This window comes from Microbacterium sp. GbtcB4, from assembly GCF_019091465.1.
Taxonomy (GTDB): Bacteria; Actinomycetota; Actinomycetes; order Actinomycetales; family Microbacteriaceae; genus Microbacterium; species Microbacterium paraoxydans.
The window spans coordinates 1-297 of record NZ_JAGXJJ010000055.1 but is presented as its reverse complement, the minus strand read 5'-3'; the positions used below and the strand labels follow the sequence as shown (position 1 = coordinate 297).

General features: G+C 76.4%; 1 protein-coding gene. It reads left to right on the top strand.

The annotated features are described in order from the left end of the window. The coding region (locus tag KVS71_RS17260; protein WP_217585131.1) for an aminotransferase class I/II-fold pyridoxal phosphate-dependent enzyme at positions 1 to 297 on the top strand (297 nt) is incomplete at both ends.

The following is a 297-nucleotide window of genomic DNA, read 5'->3' as shown; positions in this document are numbered from 1 at the left end:
TCGTGCACGGGGAGGAGATCACCTGGCCGGGCGTGACCGACTCGGTGGGGCCGCGCGGCGGCACCGTGCACGGCGTGCCGATGGGCGCGGACGGCCTCGACGCCGACGCGCTGGAGCAGGCGATGGCCCGGCTGCGTCCCGTGCTCGTCGCGCTCACCCCGCACCACCAGAATCCCACGGGGACGCGACTGCCCGCGGCGGCCCGGCACCGTGTGGCCGAGCTCGGCGCGCAGTACGGGGTGCCCGTGATCGAGGATCGCGTCGTCGCCGGCACCTCGTTCGACGGGGTCGTCCCGC